The sequence below is a fragment of the Sphingobacterium alkalisoli genome, assembly GCF_005049105.1.
GTDB lineage: Bacteria > Bacteroidota > Bacteroidia > Sphingobacteriales > Sphingobacteriaceae > Sphingobacterium > Sphingobacterium alkalisoli.
Genome location: NZ_SUKA01000001.1, coordinates 1,018,490 through 1,033,725 on the forward strand (window position 1 = coordinate 1,018,490; position 15,236 = coordinate 1,033,725).

The following is a 15,236-nucleotide window of genomic DNA, read 5'->3' on the forward strand; positions in this document are numbered from 1 at the left end:
ATCATGTATGCCTTTTCGGAAATCGAATTATAAAACAACGCAAATAATCCTGTGGTGCTTAGCCATATTTGTAACCGCTTGGATCGTACTAGGTTTATGCGCAGCAGCCTTTTCAGGGTGGAATGACTTCATAGCCATGCTCGCCATTAATATAGGTCTGTTTGCGTTATCGCGTTACCTCATCGCCCCCGTCTCCTATAGTAATAGAAAGCCTTTTCTATACCTTCCGATTCTGTATGTGGTCACTATTGGAATCGTTTTTTTTGGCTTATTATGCGTGAGCGTTTGGCTGGGGGCAGCGACCTGGGAGCATGAAGGAGATTGGGAAATCTCGAATCTGAATGAAGTTATTTCCTTGCTGGTGTTGCCTGCTTTTCTGGGCTGGATGAGTTATCTGATCGACCGTGCCAAGATCGATTGGGATAACCTGCTCGCATTAGAGGCAGAGGTGCTCCGTTCACACTTCTTTCCGCATTTTCTGAAGAATACCTTATCTGCATTTCAAATCCTGGCGATTAAGAAGCCGAATCGGGCTGCGAAGATCGCGGAGCCGCTGATGCAGATATTCCGATATTACAACGACATTCATGACCAGCAGACCCACCCATTAGGTACTGAAATGGAGCAGTTGGAGAATCTGTGTAAAATATATCGTATTCAGCGCAGTAAAAAGTTACGCCTTGTTATCCGTTGTGCCAAGGAAGCGGTCTACAACATCAAAGTGCCGGCCATGCTCCTGATGACGCTGATCGAAAATTGCTGCCTATACGGTATCGTAGACGACCCGAAAAGGCCCCTACACCTCACGTTGGATCTGCTGCCGGATGGAAGGCTTTATATGTGCCTCACCAATTTCCGAAAGCAGGGCCGTACCACTAGCGAAGAAAGTACCCAGCTTGGCTTACCTCTCATCAAAAGCCTGCTGAAAATCTATGGTGAAGAGAATAGGATCGACGTCATCGATGATACAAAGGTGTTTACGGTTATGGTGTTATGGAAGGATGTGGAGCTAAAGATGACCTAGGATTGATGTCACCTATTTCTTTCCGTACAAAAACGAACTATTTCCGTACAAAAACGAACTATTTCTGTACAAAAACGAAACTTACTGCTGTTTGATTATACTATTTTTGATGGAATTAGAAATCCAAATGCACGGTATAACCATAAGTATGATGAATATAAAGCAAATTAAGAACTGGCTACTTTTGACAATACTTTTTAGCCTAGAAGCACAAGCTGGCAACAGCAGAAACAGAACAGATCTGGGGGGACCAACGGAGTACCACAGTCCAAATATGTACAACACGGGGAGCCAAATCGAACGGATACAACAAGCTATTAATGAAGCCCGCGGCACCACAGGTCGGGTAGTCATCCCACCAATCGACGCGACGACAGGCAGGAAAGTTTGGCTAATCGACCGCGCTATCTTGTTGCCGAGTGATATGGAGCTTGTGCTCAACAACTGTACGATCAAACTCTCCGATCAATGCCGAGACAATTTTATACGATCCGGTAACACGGGCCTTGGTATAGCTGAAGTCCGACCGTTAAAAAATATAACGATCCGGGGCGTTGGCCATGTGCTATTAGAAGGTGCGGACAATCCGAGGTCGACAGGAGATCACAATAAGACCCTATCCACGGAGCCTAATGGTAATTATAACCTTTCATACGGTAGCGATGCGGGCAAAGTTGGTGAAAATCAAATGGGCGGCTGGAGAAATCATGCGATTATTTTAGCGCATGTTGATCGGTTTGAAATTAGTGGACTTACCTTAAAAGATTACCACGCACACGGGATTGTGCTGGAACGGGCGCAGAATGGCAAGATTTCCGACATCACGTTTAACGTCCGGCAGGCCGTCAACGTGCATGGAACAGAACGACAGATATTGAACCAAGATGGACTAGGGGTTCGATTTGGATGTAAAAATATTATCATCGACAGATGCCAGGGAAGGAGTGGTGACGATTTTATTAATATCGGTTTAACTGATACGAATGTGGATGCTGGACAGGAAAATGTCAATGTAGTAAGCGGATCTATACATCGAGGAAAAATCGACGATATCACCAATATATACCTTCAGAACTGGCAAGATTTTTATTCCATATCTCATCGCGCGATACGCATAATGCCCATAGGCAATTTGAGGATTAACAATGTGTTTATCGAAAACATGACGATTAATAAGTTGTCCAATCAGGGCTTGGTGATAGAACACGCAAAGAATGTAATGGGCCTATTTGTTCGCAATGTAGTATCGCAGCACATGGTTGTTTCGAAAGGAATTACACACGCTAGTTTTAGGGATATATTGCGTGTCGGGACAGGACATGCGATTGATGTCCAGCCTAGTGAAACGGTCACCATAGACCATGTCATCACTATCCCTAACTAGGCAAGCTTGTCTGAATTAGACCGTCTACTTTCTTTGATACTGCTGAATTAGGCCTTTAAATGGGTTTTTCCGTACAAAAATGAACCATTTCTGAACAAACCAATACCCTTCAGTGTGAAGTTTACGCTTAATTTTGTACTATGTCAAAGCATCACAACAGCTTCGGCATACCAATAATAAAGCTATACATAATCGCGACTTATTTAGCATTTAATAATGTAGAATGGAAAGATGTTTCACCAATAAATTTTGATGCCTATAGAAAAAAGTAACCAAAGTAAACCAACTTATTCTTCGCTAACCTCTAGGTAAGTGGAGATATGAAATGTAAATGTTTTAACCAATATAAATATATGATAAAAATAATTCACAAAAAGTTTAACAGCTATTTTGGGATGGTTACCGTACTCTTGCTGTTAGTAACCAATGGCTATTCACAACAAAATCTGATTAAAATTACGGGAAAGGTCGTTGATCAAAATGGTGTTGCCCTCAGCGAGGCGACCGTTAAAGTAAAAGATCAGGATACACAGGTGATGACCGATGCTGCGGGAAATTACACAATACAGGCGTCACCTTTATCGCGTTTGATTTTTTCCCATGTTGGGTATGATAACCAAGAGTTAGCCATAAACGCATCGGGTGTTATAAATGTCACCCTATCTGGTTTAGCAGAGCTTGATGAAGTGGTAGTCGTAGGCTATGGTAGCGTACGTAAACGGGATTTGACGGGCGGATTATCCGTAGTGGGAAAGGAACAATTGGAAATGGTTTCTACGACAAATCTGATGGATCGTTTGGTGGGACAGGTAGCGGGATTAAATATTACCACATCCAATGCTGCTCCCGGCGCTAGTCAATCGCTGTTAATTCGGGGCGAAAACTCGTTGTCCGCCAACAACAGTCCGTTAATTATCTTGGATGGGATTCCATATAGTGGCTCACTGGTCGACCTGGACCCCAACACTATCGATAATTTAACAGTACTCAAAGATGCGTCCGCCGTAGCAATTTACGGTTCACGAGGGTCTAACGGTGTCATACTGATACAGACCAAAAGAGGTGTCGAAGGTAAGCCGCAGGTTGCATACAGAGGCTTGATTGGAGCAGCTGAGCCCATGCAATATATACAAGTTATGGGGCCTAATGAATACATACGGCTACAGCAGGATATCGGTCGTTTGCGCGAAGGCCTTAGTGGAGACCAGCTGGATCCTATTGCGGGTTCCATAATCAGTCAAAGCGAACGTGAAAATTATGCAAACGGAATTACGCACAACTGGCAGGATTATATCTTTCGGAAGGGAATGACAATGGATCACCAGTTAAGTTTTTCAGGTGGTACACGTAACACGAAATATATGGCGGCGGTTTCTTCTATGAACCAAGAGGGGGTGGTTTACAATTCGAAGCTTTCACGATTTAATATATCTTCCAATATCGATCAGGTATTCAATGATTGGCTGACAACTGGTATAGGAACCCAATTTGTACAACGGGAAGATGGAGGTATAACGCCAAATATCGAACATGCCATCAAGCAGAGTCCGTATGGAAAATACCTGGACGAATTTGGGAAGTATGTGGCCGAGCCGATGGAATATTCCCTGATCACTAATCCTATGCTTAACGTTAATGCCGATCAGGACAGAACCAATCGAAACTTTTTCATAAATGGATATACAAATATCCTGCTTCCGGTGGAAGGTCTGTCTTTTCGTTCGAATCTTGGATACAATTACAGAAGTAACTTTACAGGAACGTATTACGGTAGGGATACCTTTGTAGGTCGGGAACAAGGAGGTCAGGTAGGAGGAAACGCAAGCATTAGCAACGGGCACAGTACAGATTATACCTGGGAGAACGTCTTGCGGTACGAACGGCAAATCGGGCATCATCGAGTCGATGCAACGGGATTGTTCAGTTTACAACGGACGAAAAACGTTTCTTCTGGCCAAAGCGGACAAGGATTCGTAACTGACAATACGAGTTATTACATGATGGGTACAGCCGAACGCAACCAAACCATATCTTCGGGACTGTCCGAAACAGCTTTGCTATCATATATGGCACGGGTCAATTATGGCTATAAAGGCAAGTACCTCGCTACGTTGACGGGTCGTAGGGATGGCGCATCCGTATTCGGGGCGAACAACAAATATGCTTTTTTCCCTTCCGTCGCACTAGCGTGGAATGTAGCCGAAGAAAGTTTTATTACAGATAATCTGAGTTGGATGGATATGCTTAAACTACGGGTATCGTATGGTGCCAATGGAAATCAAGCCATCAGTCCTTATCAGACACTGGATCGCCTATACTCAAGTGTAAAGTACATTTGGGGGGATGGTGGACTACCCTTCAATACGGTATACCTGGCAAGTGATGGTGTAGGCAATCCGAATCTAAAATGGGAGACTACTTATACTGCCAATCTTGGTATCGATTTCCAGCTAATGAATAACCGATTGAGTGGTACGGTCAATGCGTATCTATCGAATACGCACGACCTGCTCATGACGCGGAGCGTGCCTATAATGAACGGCTTCGGTAGAATCTGGGACAATATTGGGCAGACCCGCAACAAGGGTATTGAAGTTGTGTTGAATTCAGTTAACATACATAGCGAGAATTTCCAATGGAGCTCGAACCTTAATTTTGCCTTAAACCGGGATAAGATTATTGAATTACGGGGCGACCAGATAGATGATGTGGCCAATCGATGGTTTATCGGTAAACCATTGCGGGTGTACTATGATTATAATATGGTGGGTATCTGGCAACAAGGAGACGAGTATTTCTATACGGATGCCAATGGGACAGAGCGGGAAGTACAAACGGGTGCCGCAGCGGGTTCGGCTAAATTGGAAGACGTAGACGGCAATGGTTATATTAATGCCGACGATAGGAAGATCATCGGTTCTAGAATGCCCGATTACACCGCCTCATTTGGCAATAGAATAGCCTTTCGCAATTTCTACTTTTCATGCTTAGTAAATGGCGTATTCGGTGTGTGGCGCGAAGACAACCTCGCCAATATGGGCTCATGGACCTTTGGACTAACAAATTATGTGCATGACGCAAACTATTGGACACCTGAGAATCCCGATGCCGATATCGTATCCCCTGGGTATATAAATACATTTGGGCACAATCATTACAAAAAAATGTCTCACGTCCAGATCAAGAACATCACCCTAGGTTATAGAATGGGACAAAATATAGCAGGGAAGCTGGGTCTTAATGCTATTGATGTCAATGTAAGCGTTAACAACGCCCATACCTTCTCCAACGTTAGGCAGGTACTTAACTACGATAATGGTTGGATGGCTTCCTATCCGACTGCACGTTCGTATATGCTCGGATTAAATTTCACTTTCTAACTAAATACGAAACGATATGAAAATAAAGAATATCATAAAATGTGGACTGGTGTTGATGGTGATCATCACCACAACAGGATGTAAGGATTTTCTTGAAGAAGACCTGAAATCGCAACTGGCTCCTACCAACACCTTTACGAGTACATACGGGTTTGAAGTAGGTTCGGCCGGACTTTATGCGATCACGCGGGCGGAATACAATACCTGGGGCGAGGGTGGTGCTTTCATGCACGGCAACGCGACCCCCTACGAAGCCCTCCAGGCAGCGACCGATATCGTCGATGTTATCAATAGCGACGCATCGCTGACGGCATTTGCCAATTTAACGATGACTGACGAAGAGCGGTTTGTAGAGTCCTATTGGAATTGGTCGTACAGCCTAATTGCTTCAGCCAATGAAATATTGATGTACGCTGATATAAATACTAATTGGGATACGCCGGGCGACAAGGAACGTTTCCGGGCTGAAGCGCGTTTCTTTCGCGCTTACGCATATCGCAGTTTGATCTACCTTTATGGGGATGTGCCATACGTGGAAACCATTCAATACGATTTTCAGCTGAATTTTACGCGTACCCCAAAAGCGGAAGTATTGCAGCATATTGTTGATGACCTCGAATTCGCTTCCCAACATTTGCCAGAAAATCCCGATCAAGTGCAGGATGGGAAACTGACCAAGTGGGCAGCATATCACCTGTTAAGTGAAATGTATTTGATGCAGAAAGAATATGTGTTGGCTGAAAAGGCTGCATTAGAGGTTATCAACAGTGGCTACTTTGAGCTAATGAAAACACGATTCGGAAAAAGTCAGGAAAACCCCGGCGATGTATTTAGCGATTTGTTTATTGAACACAATCAAAACAGGAAAGGCGGAAACAGAGAAAGCATCTGGGTATTGCAATTTGAGTTTAATGCGATTGGCGGTGGGACAAATTCGGATGACTGGACGCGTAGAGCGTGGAACCCCAAATATTTTGACGTTTCGGGTTTTGTCCTGGCCGATACCTTAGGTGGCCGTGGATTGGCGCAGATCGTACCAATGAAATGGTGGGTAGGTACCACTGGTACGAATGCCACTGGTAATGTGCCCGGTATTTTCGATGCGACAGATATCCGTAATTCGAACTATAACATCAAACGGGATTGGTATTACAATAACGCCTCCAATGCGACGCTATATGGTCGAAAAGCCAATATTACGGAACAAACCTGGTTCTCTACAAAAACATTATTTCCGGCACTTACGAAGTTCTTTTACGGACGCGCAGAGAACTTGGGGCTGACAGGCAGTTACAGGGATCGGATGAAATTTCGCCTAGCCGAAACCTACTTGTTGTTGGCAGAATCTTATCTCGGACAGCAGAATCCGGCTAAAGCAGCTGATGCCATCAATGAAGTTCGTGGCCGGGCAAGCGCAACATTAATCAATGCGAACCAAATGACACTAGACTTTCTTCTCGACGAGCGGATCCGTGAATTGGTAGGAGAAGAGAGTCGTCGATTTACGTTGGTGCGCACGAATCAGTTTGTCGAGCGGGTAAAAATGTATAATGGTTTAGTCGGAGAGAAAGTCAAAGCCGATCACGCCCTCTGGCCTATTCCACGAGCGATTATTGATGCCAATCGAGATGCCGAATTTCCGCAAAATCCAGGATATGAACGATGAAAATGTGAACTATGAATTTTTATATCAACAAAGATATTTATGAAAAGGGTTAATTATTTATACAAAACATGGGCGTTGTTTTTTGTCGCCTTTTGCATACTGTCCTGCTCGTACGAGATCGAGGATATCGAAAAGGTGGAAGAACGTCTGGAACTGGAGGCTTCATCTGCAGACATTACTTTGGATGAAGAGCATCTCGCAGACAATATTTTAACCTTCACCTGGGTAGAGGCTAGACCGCAATCAGATGATCATCTGGTCTCATACACCACGAAATTGGATGTGGTTGGTAACAATTTCGGATCGTCTACCGCTATTATGAACTATGAAGACGAAGGTGTATACAGTAGAAGTTTTACATCAGAGCAGCTGCAGAACTGGGCAAACGAAAAATGGGGTGTCCCCACGAACAGATCTTTTACCGTGGAGTTTCGGATTACCGCCCAATGGGGTGGAGGTGCTACTTTTGAAGCACCTGAAGTTCGTACAGTGCGCGTTAATGTACAACCTATCCGAACCGTGGTATTCGACGCAGACAAGGTGTTCCTAGACGGTACTGCTGTAACGGGAATGAGCCGTGTTGAGATGAGTAAAACCGTGGAAAACGAAAACCAATATGCATACCTTCTTGATCTGGAAGCCGGAGAGCTACAAATTCCCGTAGAATTTGACGGCGCAACCAATTATATCAGTCCTGCGGATGGAAATGACAACTTACAGGATGGGGTGCCGGTAAGTGTAAAAATGCGGGAAACTCCTGCTTCCTGGAAGATTGAAACGCCAGGTCAATACCGGGTAGTTGTCAATATGCAAAAGGCGACCGTTACGATCTACTCCCCTGCACAGGCCCTTATTCCTAAGAGTGTTGTTTGGAATAGTGGTAACGGGGAAATAACAACCGAGGTTACGGATCTATGGATGCATGGCGCGATCAACGGTTGGGGAACTCCTATTAAGATGGACTGTACAGTAAGTTTGGCCGATCCGCAGGTGCTGGTGTATACAGGCGGCCGGACGGGTAAAGCAAAATTTATCGTCTATGGAGGAAGTGATAATGACAAGAATCTTGCCTACGCATTTTGCTCGCCATTAACATCAGCAGGCCTGAGACAAGATATAACGCTTACACTAGGGAAATTAGCTGATATATCCGGCGGCTCCTCGGGCGAACACAGGAACTCGTATATCACGATCCCAGCCGGGACGAACTTTCTTGTGCTCGACCTGCGAAATATGACTATTATCGCTGAGAAGCGATAATATGAGAAGAAAAAATGGTAATGAAAACAAATTTATCGTAATGAGAAAACTAAATTATACATCAATGATCAGGTTAGCCGTGCTGATCTGCGTTTGCCTCCAGTCATTAGCTTGCTCTTCTAAAGATCTGGATAGTGATGAGGGGGGGATTAACAATGGTAATACCTTGGTAAAGCCTAAATATAACAGGAGCTCGGTGTTGCGCAATCCTTTAAACGGCTGGGTTATGTATGCAGCCCGAACAGCAGAGCCCACGTATTGGGATCAGGAATACTATGTTCCCGATTTAGGAAAACGGGTAAAAGCAATTGATTATGCTTCGGCCTGTTACCTACGGACGAGTTGGTCCTCACTCAATCCGGCCGATGGCGTTTACGCTTGGCGGGATCCAAGCACACAGATTGCGAGACTGATTAACGGTGCTAAAGAACGGGGAGTGCCCATTGCATTGCGCATCGTGGTCGATGGCCGCGATCAAGGAATGAATACACCTCAGTTTGTATTCGATGCAGGAGCAGCCTCCTATCTGGAGAATCCTTCCTATCCAACCCGTGTGACACCACTACCTCAGGATCCTATCTTTAGGCAATACTACGCCAAATTTATTGAGGCCCTAGCTGAAGATTTCAACGACCCTGATCACGTATCGTTTATCGATGCCTATGGTTTTGGAAAATGGGGCGAAGCGCATAATGTCATATACGAAGATCCCAACACGTCTACCGGGGCTAATACGGAAGCTCTCAAAGAGGAGTTGATCGATTGGGTTTCCGATCTATACACCAGAACCTTCACCAAGATACCGTTGGTAATCAACTACCATCGTCTAATCGGTCATCCACAAAGTTGGGGTTCTCCGAATCCGAATAGTGATAAGCTATTGGCCAAGATGATCAACAAGGGGTATAGCCTCAGGCAAGATGCGTTCGGTATGACGGACTACTATCAAGGTTGGGAAAAGCAGTTTGCTAAATCGTGGAATTACAAGCGCCCAATCCTGATGGAGGGGGGATGGATTACCTCCGGAACACATCGGTATTGGACGGATCCGAGTGGCCGCTATAGGGAAGGTCATCCCGAAGATGTAAGGCAGGGGGAATTCGACGATTCGGCAGAAGCCTGCGTCAATATGATGGACTTCCGATCTGGAGATACGGATTCCTGGTTCGAAAAATCCTTTAGTCTAGTACAACGTTTTATCTCTGAAGGCGGTTATCGACTGTATCCTGATCGGGTATATTTACCAGAGAAAATCAAGAGCGGAGCGGAGACCACTATCACGCATCGTTGGAGAAATATGGGCTGGGGATATTGTCCCAATAACATTCCGCAATGGAATTATAAATATAAAGTCGCTTTTGCACTATTGGATGCCCAGGACAATGTGAAGAAAATTTTTCTGGATACAGACAGCGAACCTTCCGAATGGTTAAAAGACAATCCTGTTTCATATAACTTTAAAACCAAGGTAGACTTGCCTGCAGGCGCTTATTCTTGGGCTGTAGCCATTGTGGATACAGCCAAAGATAACCAACCGGGATTAGAGCTCGCTATAAATGGTGATGTTACGAGCGCAGGTTGGACAAAGCTCCTCGATGTGCAGGTGCAATAGTGCTCTTTTAGAAACTTTATAGATTTTAGTTGCCACTGCGTTTCGTTAGTTGAAGCGAGGGCCGTGGCAACCTTTTGTGAAAATATTAGCTCAGATGAAAAAAAAGACCTTCAGTCTATCAAAGACGATCGTGGTTACTTTATCAAGATCCCTAATTTGGTTTATAGCAAGCTTCGCATTGATCGCTTGTACCAATACATCGAAGACCAGCGATAATTACGCATTCGCGTCAACCATCAATAGTGCCCTGATTTTTGCAGAAAAGCAATCCTTGCTAATGGCCGAAAAATATAAGGATCAGGAGGGGAAATTGCCACAGACGTATGCAAACGGCAATGATGTGTCTTCTGATTCGCGTTGGTGGTGTAGTGGTTTTTTCCCTGGCTCATTGTGGTATATCTACGAAAACAGCCTAAATCCAGATGTATTGAAATATGCACAGCTATACACAGACCGGATAGAGCGGGAGAAATATACCACCGACAATCACGATGTAGGTTTTATGATTTACTGCAGTTTTGGTAACGGTTATCGGTTGACAAAAAATAGGCATTACGAAGAAGTGATGCTTACCGCTGCCAAATCGCTAAGTACACGTTATCGTCCAAAAGTGGGATTGATTCGATCTTGGGATCATAATACAGAACAATGGCAGTATCCTGTTATCATTGATAATATTATGAATTTGGAGCTGCTGCTCTGGGCAGCAGAATACTCAGGCGATACGAGCTTTAAAGCGATCGCATTATCCCATGCCGATAAAACGATGCAACATCATTTCCGCCCCGATTACAGTTCCTATCATGTCGTATCGTACGATACAATTACAGGTATCCCGCATTTGAGGCAAACGCATCAGGGCTTCTCGGACGAATCGTCGTGGAGCAGAGGTCAGGCTTGGGGATTATACGGATATACCTATCTCTATAGGGAAACAAAAAATGAGCGTTATTTACAACAAGCGGTAGAAATTGCAAACTATTTGATTAATCATCCGAATATGCCTGAGGATTATATTCCCTATTGGGATTACAACAGTCCGGATATCCCCGATACCTATCGCGATGTATCGGCTGCGGCTATCATGGCATCCGCCTTAGTCGAATTGAGCGAATATGCCGAGAAAGATCGTGCTCAAAAATATAGACAGGTTGTAGAAACTCAGATTAAGACATTGGCTTCTTCCACCTACACGGCTAATCTAGGCGAAAACGGTTGTTTTATTTTAAAACATAGCGTCGGAGCATACCCGCTTAAATCCGAGGTTGATGTGCCGCTTACTTATGCAGACTATTATTATCTGGAAGCTTTAACTCGACTTAAGAAAAGGATTTAAAACGTAATTGAATACAGAGATACCAAATGAATTATAAGATGCAGAAACACTTGATGAGCATACTACTGATGCTATTATCTTTACAGATTAGTTCCCTACAAGCACAAACTACCGAACTTGATTTGTCAGGTACGTGGGGCTTCCAGACGGACCTGATGGATTTTCGGCGAGGATCTCTTTCTCCACGCTATAACCACGCTTTACCGGAAAACATCGAACTACCCGGCATAACCGACGACTACCAAATCGGCTATAAATCACCATACCGTCATATCGATCGTCTTACCCGAAAATATGAGTATATGGGGCCAGCATGGTATCAACGTGATATCGAAATTCCCGCAACCTGGAAAGGCAAACAAATATTTGTGTATTTTGAACGTACGCACTGGCTTAGTTCCGTCTATGTCGACACAAAAGAGGTTAGTAAAATAGATTATGTAAGTGTGCCTCATAACCACGACTTGACAAAATTTGTCCGTCCGGGGAAAATACACCGTATAACCGTATGTATTGACAATAGGTTTCAGTACAATACACACAAGTGGAATCATGCCCATACAGAGTTTACGCAAATCAACTGGAATGGTATATTGGGAGAAATGAAACTGATGGCTATCGACCCGGTCTATATCGATGATATGCAAGTTTATCCTAACATAGCGGATAATACCATACGAGTTAGACTACAGTTAAACAATACACTCAAAAAAGAGGTAAATGGCGATGCTACCTTTATGATTGCAGGAACGGATTACCGTCTCGAACATAAAGTGTCTGTTGCGAGCAACGACTCGGTTACTTTTGTGGAAGCGACGATCGCGCTGGGAGATAAGATAAAACGTTGGGATGAATTCAATCCGAATGTCTACGAAATCACGTGTACATTAAATACATCCAATGATAAAGCAAGCTATCAGCATACCAAATCGGCCACATTTGGTATGCGGGAGGTGAAACAAGGTAAGAACCACGTGCTGGTCAACAACCGTCCCGTCCATTTAAGAGGTAATGTAGAAAACGCTGTTTTTCCCGCTACCGGCTACGCCCCTTTAGACGATGCATCTTGGGAGCGCATCATGGTATTAATGAAAGATTACGGTCTTAACCACCTTCGTTTCCATTCCTGGTGTCCCCCAAAGGCAGCTTTCCGTATGGCGGACAAGTACGGGATTTATTTTGAGGTAGAAATGCCCATGTGGGGCAAGGATGCCGAACCAGATGAAGCCCGGTACGATTTCTTCCGCCGAGAGATCAAGGGTATCTTAAAAGAATATGGTAATCATCCTTCCTTCATACTGTACTGTAACGGGAATGAGATTACAGGCAACTTTGACTTCATTGAAGAGTTGACGGCCGAAGGAAGGGAATTTGATTCCCGCCATTTATACAGTGGGTCTACAGCCAGAACACGTGTAAAATCCGATCAATATTATGTATCGCAACAAACGAATAAGGGACCTGTAAAGGTTTATGAGGGTTTACCCAATACAGACTGGGATAGAAATACCGAGTCGGATGTCGATGTACCCGTGATATCACATGAATCGGGACAACGTTGCGTATATCCCAATTTTGAAGAAATAAAAAAATATGCAAATAGTCCGGTAGAGGCCCGCAATTTTGAAGTGTTTAGGGAAATGTTGGATGACAATGGTATGCTCGACCAAGCGCATGATTTTTTCCGCGCTTCAGGTGCATTGACTGTATTGGAATACAAGGCTGTTATAGAGGCATTGCTTCGTTCCTCCAAATCGGCAGGATTTCAACTGCTATCTATCAATGACTTTCCAGGGCAGGGATATGCACCAGTAGGGATACTCGACCCTTTCTGGGATTCCAAGGGGCTGATAACACCTGAAAAATTCAGAGAGTTCTGTGCACCTACCGTCGCATTGTTACGCTATGAAAAAAGTGCTTATTTCAAAAATGAAACTTTTACAGCTGAGGCTGAAGTGTATAATTTTAGTAGTTCGGCGATTAAAAACGCGAAATTGAAGTGGCGGTTGACCGACGATCAGGGGAAGGTTTTAAAAAAAGGAAATCTTAAAACCCAAACTATTGCGAATGAGGATGTGTCGTCAATAGGTAGATTTTCCATACCATTGACGCATATTACTTTGGACCAGACCCAAAAGCTCACGGTACACCTATCGGTTAATGATACGATTAATAACAGCTGGAATATATGGGTGTATCCCGAGCACCGATCGCTTATGCAATCTACGGATCAGGTGTTGTACACAACGGTATATGATGAGGCTGCAAAACAACAGCTTGCACAAGGTAAAACCGTGGTTTTATACCCATTACCGAATACTGTAAAAGGTAGGAAGTCTGTATTCCACAACCATTTCTGGAACCCGATCATGTTTGCCTGGCCGCCCATGACGATAGGTTGTTTGATACATCATGAAAAACCGGTATTCCATGACTTTACGACCTCTTACCATACGGACTGGCAGTGGTGGGATATTTTGAACGACGCCAAGGTCATCGAAATGAGTGAGGCACCGCCTGCGCTTCGGCCTTTTATACAGGTGATCGATAGTTACGACAACAACAAAAAATTAGGAATTGGATTTGAAGCTAAAGTCAATGGTGGAAAATTACTGGTATTGGCTGTGGATACGAAAAAGGACCTGGACAAACGTCCGGCTACACAGCAATTATTATACAGTATCGATAAGTATGTTAAGGGGGATGAATTTCATCCGCAAATAATTGTTGAGGAGTCGTTTATAAAGTCATTTTTAACAGAATAGGAAAAAGATGATAAGAATAGTGGCCATTGGCCTGCTCCTGACTTTTTCTACAGCGGTTGTCGGTCAGGAAATTGAGCTGGATAGAGGAGCTCCGCTAGCGCAAGTCTATCTGGAGGCGGTGATGTCCCAATCCTTGCTTCCGATGAATGACCTAGGCGTAGAGTTTGGTTATGTATTATATAAAGCTAAGATCACGGCGGAGTCGGAAAGCGCAACACTTGAACTCGACAATGTTCGGGACTATGCTGTTGTCTATATCGATGGAAAATTGCAGGGAACGCTGGCCGATAACAGGAAAAAGATACAGCTTGACAACTTATCTGGCACGCATGAACTGCAATTGTATGTAGAAAATATAGGAAGAATAACATATGGCCCGGAAATCCTGGATAATTCGAAAGGGATATTTGGAGAGGTACTGCTGGATGGTGAAGATGTAGAAAATTGGACAATGATACCATTGAATATACGAAATTATACGCTAACGGATTTGATTTTTACTAATCGAGCGAAGGGGCAGACCCCAGGTTTTTATAAGGGAATATTTAATGTCGATGCAGTGGAAAATAGGTATCTTGACATCTCTGGATGGGGGATGGGAGAAGTATGGATCAATAATACCTACGTGGGGTCATATTGGGAACAAGAAAAACAACAGTCTATACTAATTCAATCGGATGTTCTGATATTAGGGAAAAATGAAATTGTTGTTTTTGAGTTGAAGAATAGTCAGCAAGAAACCATGAGCTTATCGGAAAGCCCTGTTTTCAGGTAAGAAAGTGTTAGGTTAAATAATTTTTATATAGTAC

9 protein-coding genes are annotated in these 15,236 nt (G+C 43.9%); all 9 read left to right on the forward strand.

What is annotated here, in order from left to right; translation table 11 throughout:
• Window positions 1-7: 7 nt before the first annotated feature.
• The 9 genes from FAZ19_RS03855 (at window position 8) to FAZ19_RS03895 (ending at window position 15,202) form a co-directional block, all read left to right on the forward strand.
• On the forward strand, window positions 8-1,024 hold the full coding sequence (locus tag FAZ19_RS03855) for a histidine kinase (protein ID WP_136819264.1): 1,017 nt from the start codon (window positions 8-10) through the stop codon (window positions 1,022-1,024).
• Window positions 1,025-1,172: 148 nt separating this feature from the next.
• Complete coding sequence (locus FAZ19_RS03860) at window positions 1,173-2,408, forward strand: glycosyl hydrolase family 28 protein (RefSeq protein WP_188876064.1); 1,236 nt, start codon at window positions 1,173-1,175, stop codon at window positions 2,406-2,408.
• A gap of 353 nt (window positions 2,409-2,761) precedes the next feature.
• Window positions 2,762-5,788, forward strand: a complete 3,027-nt coding sequence (locus FAZ19_RS03865; protein WP_136819266.1) for a SusC/RagA family TonB-linked outer membrane protein — start codon at window positions 2,762-2,764, stop codon at window positions 5,786-5,788.
• Between the two features lie 16 nt (window positions 5,789-5,804).
• Window positions 5,805-7,454 (forward strand): RagB/SusD family nutrient uptake outer membrane protein, encoded by a 1,650-nt coding sequence (locus tag FAZ19_RS03870; RefSeq protein ID WP_136819267.1) that lies wholly within the window; start codon window positions 5,805-5,807, stop codon window positions 7,452-7,454.
• 39 nt (window positions 7,455-7,493) lie between these two features.
• Window positions 7,494-8,714, forward strand: coding sequence for a SusE domain-containing protein (locus FAZ19_RS03875; RefSeq protein ID WP_136819268.1), 1,221 nt, complete (start codon window positions 7,494-7,496; stop codon window positions 8,712-8,714).
• A 40-nt stretch (window positions 8,715-8,754) separates the two neighbouring features.
• Complete coding sequence (locus tag FAZ19_RS03880) at window positions 8,755-10,326, forward strand: DUF4832 domain-containing protein (RefSeq protein WP_136819269.1); 1,572 nt, start codon at window positions 8,755-8,757, stop codon at window positions 10,324-10,326.
• Window positions 10,327-10,420: 94 nt separating this feature from the next.
• Window positions 10,421-11,662, forward strand: a complete 1,242-nt coding sequence (locus tag FAZ19_RS03885; RefSeq protein WP_136819270.1) for a glycoside hydrolase family 88 protein — start codon at window positions 10,421-10,423, stop codon at window positions 11,660-11,662.
• Between the two features lie 38 nt (window positions 11,663-11,700).
• The gene (locus tag FAZ19_RS03890; RefSeq protein WP_136819271.1) at window positions 11,701-14,427 is read left to right on the forward strand and encodes a sugar-binding domain-containing protein; all 2,727 of its coding nucleotides are present in this window, start codon (window positions 11,701-11,703) and stop codon (window positions 14,425-14,427) included.
• A 7-nt stretch (window positions 14,428-14,434) separates the two neighbouring features.
• Window positions 14,435-15,202, forward strand: coding sequence for a hypothetical protein (locus FAZ19_RS03895; RefSeq protein ID WP_136819272.1), 768 nt, complete (start codon window positions 14,435-14,437; stop codon window positions 15,200-15,202).
• Window positions 15,203-15,236: the final 34 nt, after the last annotated feature.

Excerpts from the sequence above, each read along its gene's own strand:
- FAZ19_RS03865 (WP_136819266.1), top strand. The coding sequence starts at position 2,762 with ATGATAAAAATAATTCACAAAAAGTTTAACAGCTATTTTGGGATGGTT.
- FAZ19_RS03890 (WP_136819271.1), top strand. The coding sequence starts at position 11,701 with ATGCAGAAACACTTGATGAGCATACTACTGATGCTATTATCTTTACAG.
- FAZ19_RS03885 (WP_136819270.1), top strand. The coding sequence starts at position 10,421 with ATGAAAAAAAAGACCTTCAGTCTATCAAAGACGATCGTGGTTACTTTA.
- FAZ19_RS03875 (WP_136819268.1), top strand. The coding sequence starts at position 7,494 with ATGAAAAGGGTTAATTATTTATACAAAACATGGGCGTTGTTTTTTGTC.
- FAZ19_RS03860 (WP_188876064.1), top strand. The coding sequence starts at position 1,173 with ATGATGAATATAAAGCAAATTAAGAACTGGCTACTTTTGACAATACTT.
- FAZ19_RS03855 (WP_136819264.1), top strand. The coding sequence starts at position 8 with ATGCCTTTTCGGAAATCGAATTATAAAACAACGCAAATAATCCTGTGG.
- FAZ19_RS03880 (WP_136819269.1), top strand. The coding sequence starts at position 8,755 with ATGAGAAAACTAAATTATACATCAATGATCAGGTTAGCCGTGCTGATC.
- FAZ19_RS03870 (WP_136819267.1), top strand. The coding sequence starts at position 5,805 with ATGAAAATAAAGAATATCATAAAATGTGGACTGGTGTTGATGGTGATC.
- FAZ19_RS03895 (WP_136819272.1), top strand. The coding sequence starts at position 14,435 with ATGATAAGAATAGTGGCCATTGGCCTGCTCCTGACTTTTTCTACAGCG.